This is a genomic window from Mucilaginibacter sp. (assembly GCF_041088075.1).
In the GTDB taxonomy this organism is placed as follows: domain Bacteria; phylum Bacteroidota; class Bacteroidia; order Sphingobacteriales; family Sphingobacteriaceae; genus Mucilaginibacter_A.
Genome location: NZ_JBGCVY010000063.1, coordinates 79470 through 88376, shown reverse-complemented (window position 1 = coordinate 88376; position 8907 = coordinate 79470). Strand labels below are relative to the sequence as shown.

Genomic DNA, 8907 nt, shown 5'->3' with positions numbered 1-8907 from the left:
TAAAAGAAGCATTGTCGCTTTGTCATCCTGAACTTGTTTCAAGATCCCTCTTCCACGATTACCTTTCTTATGGGATGCCGAAAAAATTTCGGCATGACAAAACGTTTAACACAATGATTTTATGCCGGTAAAAGAAGCATTGCCGCTTTGTCATCCTGAACTTGTTTCAGGATTCCTTCTTCAAAATAACCTTTCCTGTGAGATGCCGAAAAAATTTCGGCATGACAAAACGTTTAACACAATGATTTTATGTTGGTAAAAAAAGCATTGTCGCTTTGTCATCCTGAACTTGTTTCAGGATTGCTCTTTCAAAATAACCTTTCCTGTGAGATGCCGAAAAAATTTCGGCATGACAAAACGTTTAACACAATGATTTTATGCCGGTAAAAGAAGCATTGCCGCTTTGTCATCCTGAACTTGTTTCAGGATTCCTCTTTCAAAATAACCTTTCCTGTGAGATGCCGAAAAAATTTCGGCATGACAAAACGTTTAACACAATGATTTTATGCCGGTAAAAGAAGCATTGCCGCTTTGTCATCCTGAATTTGTTTCAGGATTCCTCTTCCACGATTACCTTTATTATGGGATGCCGAAAAAATTTCGGTATGACAAAACGCTTAGCACAATGATTTTATGCCGGTAAAAGAAGCATTGTCGCTTTGTCATCCTGAACTTGTTTCAAGATCCCTCTTCCACGATTACCTTTCTTATGGGATGCCGAAAAAATTTCGGCATGACAAAACGTTTAACACAATGATTTTATGCCGGTAAAAGAAGCATCAATAACGGATGTTCAAATCCGATGCTGCCCACTTTTTAAAAGCGCCCAAAGCTTCGTCCCGAAGCAATTGTACCGCCGGAAGTTTCCGTTCGGCTAACGGCAGGTCAATCTCATCATAAATAAACTGATCGTCAAATTCAATTGCGGCTGCATCCGCTTTGGTATTGGCATAATAAATGGCATCCAAATGCGCCCAGTAAATTGCGCCCAAGCACATGGGGCAAGGTTCGCAACTGGTATAAATCACGCAGCCTTCCAAATTGTGCGTGTCCAACTCTTTGCAGGCCAAACGGATAGCCGAAACTTCGGCATGTGCCGTTGGGTCTTTTTGCGGAACAACCTTGTTGGCACTTCGCGCAACCACCATCCCGTCTTTTACAATCACTGCCCCAAACGGCCCGCCTTGCCGCTGTTCTACGTTTTGTTCGGAAAGCTGTATGGCCATCCGCATAAACTTTTCATGGTTTTGTTGTTCGTCCAATTTTTTACAACATTAAAAAACCCCGGTTTGGCCGGGGTTTTAGTGCTCAGGTTTTTTTGATTGGTATAGTTACTTTTTGTCTTTCTTGTAGTTCTCGTTCAATAATTTTACTACATCGTTGGTAACGTTTAAACTTTCATCTCCAAATAAAACAGTTGGGTTAGCTTTAGAATAAGTTAAAATCATTTTGTAACCTTTTTCTTTGGCGTAGCCTTTTAAAAAGTCGGCAATTTTATCATACAATTTTGCATTTTCTGCGGCTTGTTCCTGCTGGATTTGTGCACTTGCATTCTGGTTATACGTTTGCAGTTCCTGTTGTTTGCGGGCTAAACGCTGTTCGGTTGCGGCACGTTGGTCGGCACTTAAAGTAGCTGCGCCTTTTTGGTATTCGGCCACTTCGCGCTGAAAAGCCTGCCCTTTGGAAGAAACATCAACCTGCGCTTTTTTGCCTTTGTCTTCCAAGCGGTTGCTCATGTCTTTAAAGTAATCGTATTTGTTCAGCAAAGAATCAGAGTTTACATACACAATCTCTTGTTTTGCAGATGAAACCGAAGCTGTGTTTTTATCGGCGGAAACCGTACTTGTGCTGCTTTTTGGCGTTTGGTTACAGGCTGCTGCCATTGCGGATACTGCTATTCCTAATATCAACCGGGGTACCGTTATTTTCATGTTTTTTTCAAAAATTTTGACAAAGATAAACTTTCGCCGCAAGTATCCTAATCTTTTGGAAACCGGGTTTCTAAGTACTGCTTTTATTGGTAAAAAGCCAGGTTTTATCAGCTAAAATTCGTACTTTTGAAGGTTAATGTTTGATCCATATTTATGAGTGAAATAAAAGAATTAGTAGAAGACAGATCCAATTATTCGGCAGATAACATCCAGGTTTTGGAAGGTTTGGAAGCAGTAAGGAAACGGCCTTCAATGTATATCGGCGATACCGGCGTAAAAGGTTTGCACCATTTGGTTTACGAGGTGGTGGATAACTCGATTGACGAAGCATTGGCCGGCCATTGCGATACGATAAAAGTAGTGATCCAGGAAGGAAATTCGATTTCCGTAAGTGATAATGGCCGCGGTATCCCAACCGGTTTTCACCAAAAAGAACAACGCTCGGCACTCGAAGTGGTAATGACGGTTTTGCACGCTGGCGGTAAATTTGATAAAGACACTTACAAGGTTTCGGGCGGTTTGCACGGCGTAGGCGTAAGTTGCGTAAATGCACTTTCTACCCATTTAAAGGCATTAATTTATCGTGAAGGAAAAATTTTTACGCAGGATTATGAGCGCGGCAAACCGATGTATGCTGTAAAGGAAATCGGCGAAACGGAGAACCGGGGAACAACAGTTATTTTTACGCCTGATCCTGAAATTTTCACGTTAACAACCGAATATAAATACGAAACCATTGCCGGCCGTTTGCGCGAACTGGCTTATTTGAATAAAGGAATCCGCCTTTCCATTACAGACGAGCGCGAAACAGATGAAACCGGTTTGCACCCGTACGAAGAGTTTTACTCGGAAGGCGGTTTGAAAGAATTTGTAAAGTATCTGGACGGAACGCGGAATTCCATCATCCCCGAACCAATTTATGTAGATGGCAACAAGCAGGGCATTCCGGTTGAGTTGGCGTTGCAATACAATGATACATATTCGGAAAACGTGCATTCTTACGTCAACAATATCAACACGATTGAAGGCGGAACGCACGTTGCCGGTTTCAGGATGGGATTGACCAGGACTTTAAAATCTTATGCGGATAAATCAGGTTTGCTAAAAAATGTCAAAATTGATATTACCGGTGATGATTTTCGGGAAGGGTTAACGGCAGTGATTTCGGTAAAAGTACAGGAACCGCAGTTTGAAGGACAAACCAAAACCAAGTTGGGCAACAACGAAGTGAGCGGTGCGGTGAACCAAGCGGTTGGCGAAATTTTGGGAAATTATTTGGAAGAAAACCCGCGGGAAGCACGCCTGATTGTAAACAAAGTGATCATGGCGGCCACGGCCCGTTCTGCTGCCAGAAAAGCGCGCGAAATGGTGCAGCGCAAAAACGTGATGAGCGGAACCGGTTTGCCTGGAAAGCTGGCCGATTGTGCCGACAGCGATCCTGGAAAATGTGAGTTGTTTTTGGTGGAGGGCGATTCGGCCGGCGGAACAGCTAAGCAAGGCCGCAACCGCGAGTACCAAGCCATACTTCCTTTACGGGGCAAAATCCTGAACGTGGAGAAAGCCATGGAATATAAGATCTACGAAAACGAGGAGATCAAGAACATGTTTACGGCATTGGGCGTAAGCATTGGGACACCGGAAGACGACAAAGCGTTAAACATTGTAAAACTGCGTTACCACAAAATTGTGATCATGACGGATGCCGATGTGGATGGTTCGCATATCACCACGCTGATCCTAACGTTCTTTTTCCGCTACATGAAAGAGCTGGTTGAAGCCGGTTACATTTATATAGCCACGCCGCCCTTGTACCAGGTTAGAAAAGGTAAAGAAGCGCAATACTGCTGGAACGATGCCCAGCGTGATGCGGCAGTCCAACGTTTAAAAGGCAGCGGAAAGGAAGACAGCGTACATATACAACGTTACAAAGGTTTAGGTGAAATGAACGACGTACAATTATGGGATACCACCATGAACCCGGATACACGCACGTTGCGCCAGGTTACCATTGATAATGCCGCCGCCTGCGACCATACATTTTCCATGCTGATGGGCGATGAAGTTGCACCACGTAGGGAATTTATTGAGAAGAATGCGAAGTATGCGAAGATTGATGTGTAAATTATAGGGGTAAAAGAAGTATTGGAAACCCTGTTCGTTTAGCGGACAGGGTTTTTTGTTTTTTGTTGAAATTTGGGTGGTAAAAGAAGTATGCGTTTTACTCCCTTTTCAACGTCAATTTCCCCTTCGTCGCTGGTCGGGATTTGCAATCCCGTCCTTTGAACTTGCAATCTGTGATCGTATTTGCTTAAAAACTACTGTTTTCATAATAGCTTTTTGCTTGTAAAAGAAGCATGTTTAATTGTTTTAGGATTAAAAAATCCTTAGCTCAAAGGACGGGATTGCAAATCCCGACCAGTAAAAATCTTTGAGTTTGCAATTTGGGATCGTATCTTGCCAAACAGTTAAATAAATAAAATATTGCAACTTATTTTATTGTTGAAATTCCAGTTATTAAACTTATCACATGCCTTTTATGATGCCAAATAAAAAACAGCATTTCGCTATTTGTTCTATCTTCTTACTATGTCTATCCTGCTTAAATGTAGCCGCACAGAAAAGCTTGATCTCGTCGCTTAATGAAGCTGTAATACCTTTAAAGACTACAGAGGCTGACAGTAGTTTCAGCGACCTGCAGAAACTCGACAAGATTATAGTTGGAAAAAGAATTGTGGCATTAGGAGAAGCGACGCATGGGACAAAAGAATTTTTCACCACGAAAGAACGGATGATAAAATATCTGGTAACAGTGCAAGGTTTCAAAACAATCATATTTGAAGCAGATTTTGCCGGAACATTTGCAATGAACGATTATGTTCTATACAATAAGGGGACGGTGAAAGATGGACTAAGGAAAATGACCTTGGGAATTTATTACAACAAGGAGTTTCTTGATTTAGTAAAGTGGGTCCGAAATTACAACTTAAACAAACCGATCAAGGACCGAGTGAGGTTTTATGGGTGTGATATGCAGTTTGCTTTCAATTCCGGCGAGATATTGAAGGGAAAGCTAATTGAACTCGGAATATCTTTATCGCCGCAAGCATCAAAAGGACTGGACTTTATATCAAGTTGGGCCTATACCAAACCAGACAAAGAAATTCTCCCTTTACTGGAAAGTTTAAAAACAGAGTTGTCGGCCAGTATTGCTGGGGACATTCCATCTAAGCGTAGTGTTGACCATCAAATTGTAAATGCAGTTATACAAACGATTGACGACGCTAAAGCTGCGCCTTTTCAATATAACATGGACATCGTACGCGACAAGTATATGGCAGATAACATCAGTTGGATTTACGATCACGAAAATCAGAATAAAACAATTGTTTGGGCCCATAATCTACATATAGCTAAAGATAAAACCCTAAACAATAATTTGCCCATGGGCTATTATTTAAATGAAAAATTTGGCACCAGCTATTATGCGATGGGGTTTGGATTTAATTCGGGCTATATGAGTGGGTGGAACAGTCAGCAAAAGAAAACGGTTACTTATACGATTCCAGATGTTACGATAAAGAACTCAAGCGATTTCGTATTCGCACAAGTTTTTGCTCCTAACTTTATTATAGATTTTGGGACTGCATCTTCAAACCCGGTTATTACACAATTCCTAAATACCAAGGTGCATTCCCGCTCTATGGGAGGCTCCTACAATGAAAAGCAGCAGGCTACAGGAAAAGGGTCTTATCAAATGTTAAATAAAATGTATGATGCAATCATCTTTATTAGAAATACAACCGCGTCCACTACAATTAACAACTAATTTTTTCGCTGGTCGGGATTGCAAATTACGAGTGTTAGAAAGAAGTTTTGTCATGCAGAACTTGGTTCGGCATCTCATCATACAAGCTTTAAAACAGGGTGGTTTTTATTGATTTTCACGTGGGATCCCGAAATAAATTCGGGATGACAATGTATAGTTAATATCTTTCGAACAATCGTAATTGCAAATCCCGACCAGTAAATTTCAATCTGCCTGATACTTCTTTTATCACCTCAAATTTGATATTACTCCCTCTTCAAAATCAACTTCCCCTTCTCATAATCAATCACCGCCCCAAATTCTACCAAAACATCGCCGCCTAAAACACCTAAAACCGGGCCAACGGCTAACTTTTCATAAGCAATATTAATGGCCGAAAGGTCTAAAACCGCAACTTCTATTTCGGGGATATGGAATTTGCCGATGTAGAAATCGGTAATCGTAGTCATAAAAGATTCCATGTTGTTGGTGCCTAAACCGGTGGTTAAATGGCCGGAGTTGATCAGCTCGTTTTCGTGTACCAGTTCGAGCAGCAGGGTTTTATCAAAAGCGGTTTTGGATGCGCCGGTATCCAACACCAACTTAAACGGCTTTTTAAACAGCACCACGTTGATGAGTACATGAAACCCGTTTCCGTTTAAATCAACCATTTCCAGAGGAATGCTTTTTTTAGGCATATAAATTTTGTATCTGCCAAAACTAATACTTAGAATTTGATTTGAGGGTTAAACCAATATTGGCAATGCTTCTTTTACCGGCATAAAATTGTACCGTGGCCATTCACCAAAAAAGTACCGATAAAAGAAGCATGGCCAAATTTAATTAGCCATGCTTCTTTTATCGGTATAAAATTCAGTTCAGGTTAAAAAGGATAACCAATGGCCAAGTTAAAAACAGGTTTGTTGGTATTTAAACTGTTGTTGATGGAAGTGTAAGGCCGTAAAACCGGGAAACCCAAATCAGTGCGCAATACCAAAACGCTGGCATCAAACCGTAAACCGAAACCAACATCGGCAGCCAACTGGTTTAGAAAATTTTTGCCAAAACTGCCGCCCGGATAATGCGGTTTTGCGTTCCAAACGTTACCGGCATCGGCAAACAAAGCACCATAAACAATGCTGAACAGTTTTGGCCGGTATTCTAAGTTCCCTTCCAACTTTATATCGCCTGATTGATCTGCTAAAAAGGAATTATTATTGCCTACATTTTTTATATACTGGCCAGGATCAACATTTCCAGGGCCGATGGACCTCGCCCTAAACCCACGCAAACTATTTGGGCCGCCAATAAAAAACTGCTGACTATAAGGCAAAATGGTAGAGTTGCCATAAGGCAAACCCGCACTGGCAATCAGTCGCGCCGCAATCTGGCTGTTTGTGCTTACTTTATGGAAAAACCTGATCTCGTTTTCCAGTTTAATGTACTGGTTGTACGGCGTATTAAATATTCTTTTTAATTTTTTATCTTGTCCTGCCGCCGCTTCCAATGTATCTGCTCCGGTTGCTAAACCAATAATATTTCCTGACCCGCTGATGCGGATGTTGTAATAAACGGTATTGGTACGGTAAGTTTCGGTGGTGTTGGTGTAGGTGTAACTGTAAGACGGGCCGAAAGTAAACTGTGGGTCAATAACGTGCCTCAAAGCTGGGTTGCCCGTAACCGCAATATTGTTGGTATAAGCGGTATCTACGTTGGCCGGTTTTACATAAGTAACTGCAATTAAATTCAACTCGTGCGAGCGGTGTGTATTTTCCCGCCATTGGTAGCCAAAAGAACCATTAAAGGAGTTTAAATTATACAAGCCGCTGCGGTTTACGATGGAGTAGCCCACGGAAAAGTTGGTACGGGGGATATAGGCATTGTCGCTTTTAAAATTGAAAGGGCTGATGAAACGCGGCCAGGACAAAGAGGCCTGAAAACCAACCTGGGACAAGGGATGGCCGCCACCGTATTGCCCGGAAGCCTGCGCATCGGTACTTCCGAAAAGGGTCAGTGTTAGCAGTTCGGCCCCTCTGAAAGTGTTTCTGTTGCGAAAGTTTAAGTTCAATTGTGTACCGTTATAGTTGGCCGATGTGGTACGGGCCAGAACATCAACCGATAAAGATTTGCGTGGAAACTGGGTCAGGAAATAATAAACGTTTAACCTCGGCGAATCTGTGGAGACATCTTCAAACCTGTTTTTTACATATTTAAAAGGGCCTAAATTGATAAAACGGCTTAAAGATTTGTTATGGTCTGTACGGTTGTAAACTCCGCCCGGCAGTAATTGCACGGAATTTTTAAACACAAAAGGCTTAATGGTTGGCCTTTTTTGAATCACGTAATAATTGTTGTATTTAACCGCTTGATCGAGCATCAAAGATGTGTCCCGTAAAGAATAGTTTGGATAAACGTAAATGTTGTTGATTTTATAAATATTGCGCGCTTTGCCCGGTGTAGTGTTGATCACTTTGATTGACATATCCACCTGATGGTTGCCCACATCGGTACTGTCAACAACTGCATGTAAATCTTCCGGGGCAAAATAATAGAAACCCTTTTCTTTCAAATTGGCATCAATTCTTTCCCGCTCGGCTTTGATTACATCCAGGTTATACTTGTCGCCAACTTTTAGTAAAGACTGCTTTGCTATTCCGGCAATGGCAGTATCCAGATTGTCTTTTTCAGTTGGAAAACTAAGGGTTTTGATGGTATAGGCCGGGCCGGTGTTTACGGTATAAACAGCAGTGGTTTTTTTTGCTTTGCTTATGGTATCGCCTGTAGCCTGGGCCTGAAAATAACCTTCGTTCTGTAAACGGTTAACAATAATATTGGTGTTTTTGGTAAGGTTAACCGCACTTGCCAAAACAGGCGGCTCGCCAAATTTTGTGTTTAAATAATGTTTCAGCCCTTTTTTCTTGGTTGTTCTGGTAATATTGTAGATGTAAAGCTTCGGCCTTAAACCCAAGATTGTAGAATTAGGTTTTGGGCGAAGCAAACCTGCCAATTCTTCGGACAAAGCTTTTTTATCATTTTTCTTTAAGTCTTTGTTAGTGATATTGATTTTGCCGCCTACATACAACTTTTGCGCACCGGTTAAGTATTTGGTATTGCTGCAGGCACTTAAAAAAATAGAAATTAACAATAAATATATTAGAGGTCTGGTCATAG

Annotated in this window: 6 protein-coding genes; 2 read left to right on the top strand and 4 right to left on the bottom strand. The window is 41.5% G+C overall.

All coding sequences use genetic code 11. The annotated features are described in order from the left end of the window. Positions 1-779: 779 nt before the first annotated feature. The gene (locus V5804_RS15600; protein ID WP_369592330.1) at positions 780-1262 is read right to left on the bottom strand and encodes a nucleoside deaminase; all 483 of its coding nucleotides are present in this window, start codon (positions 1260-1262) and stop codon (positions 780-782) included. A gap of 69 nt (positions 1263-1331) precedes the next feature. Then, entirely contained in the window at positions 1332-1931 is a 600-nt protein-coding gene (locus V5804_RS15595; protein WP_369592329.1) for an OmpH family outer membrane protein, read from the bottom strand. A 153-nt stretch (positions 1932-2084) separates the two neighbouring features. On the opposite strand from V5804_RS15595, the gene gyrB reads away from it, so the two are divergent. Continuing rightward, entirely contained in the window at positions 2085-4052 is a 1968-nt protein-coding gene (gene gyrB / locus V5804_RS15590) for a DNA topoisomerase (ATP-hydrolyzing) subunit B (RefSeq protein ID WP_369592328.1), read from the top strand. A 415-nt stretch (positions 4053-4467) separates the two neighbouring features. After that, positions 4468-5757 carry an erythromycin esterase family protein gene (locus V5804_RS15585; RefSeq protein ID WP_369592327.1) on the top strand — a complete coding sequence of 430 codons (1290 nt, stop codon included), beginning with the start codon at positions 4468-4470 and terminating at the stop codon, positions 5755-5757. A 245-nt stretch (positions 5758-6002) separates the two neighbouring features. Here V5804_RS15585 and V5804_RS15580 read toward each other — a convergent pair whose 3' ends face one another. Together V5804_RS15580 and V5804_RS15575 are read right to left on the bottom strand one after the other, a co-directional pair. Next, entirely contained in the window at positions 6003-6434 is a 432-nt protein-coding gene (locus V5804_RS15580; RefSeq protein ID WP_369592326.1) for an aspartyl protease family protein, read from the bottom strand. A 185-nt stretch (positions 6435-6619) separates the two neighbouring features. Continuing rightward, complete coding sequence (locus V5804_RS15575; RefSeq protein ID WP_369592325.1) at positions 6620-8905, bottom strand: BamA/TamA family outer membrane protein; 2286 nt, start codon at positions 8903-8905, stop codon at positions 6620-6622. Positions 8906-8907 lie beyond the last annotated feature (2 nt).

Bases quoted from the DNA above. Each gene is read 5' to 3' on its own strand.
- V5804_RS15595 (WP_369592329.1), bottom strand. From the start codon at position 1,931: ATGAAAATAACGGTACCCCGGTTGATATTAGGAATAGCAGTATCCGCA.
- gyrB (WP_369592328.1), top strand. From the start codon at position 2,085: ATGAGTGAAATAAAAGAATTAGTAGAAGACAGATCCAATTATTCGGCA.
- V5804_RS15585 (WP_369592327.1), top strand. From the start codon at position 4,468: ATGATGCCAAATAAAAAACAGCATTTCGCTATTTGTTCTATCTTCTTA.
- V5804_RS15580 (WP_369592326.1), bottom strand. From the start codon at position 6,434: ATGCCTAAAAAAAGCATTCCTCTGGAAATGGTTGATTTAAACGGAAAC.
- V5804_RS15575 (WP_369592325.1), bottom strand. From the start codon at position 8,905: ATGACCAGACCTCTAATATATTTATTGTTAATTTCTATTTTTTTAAGT.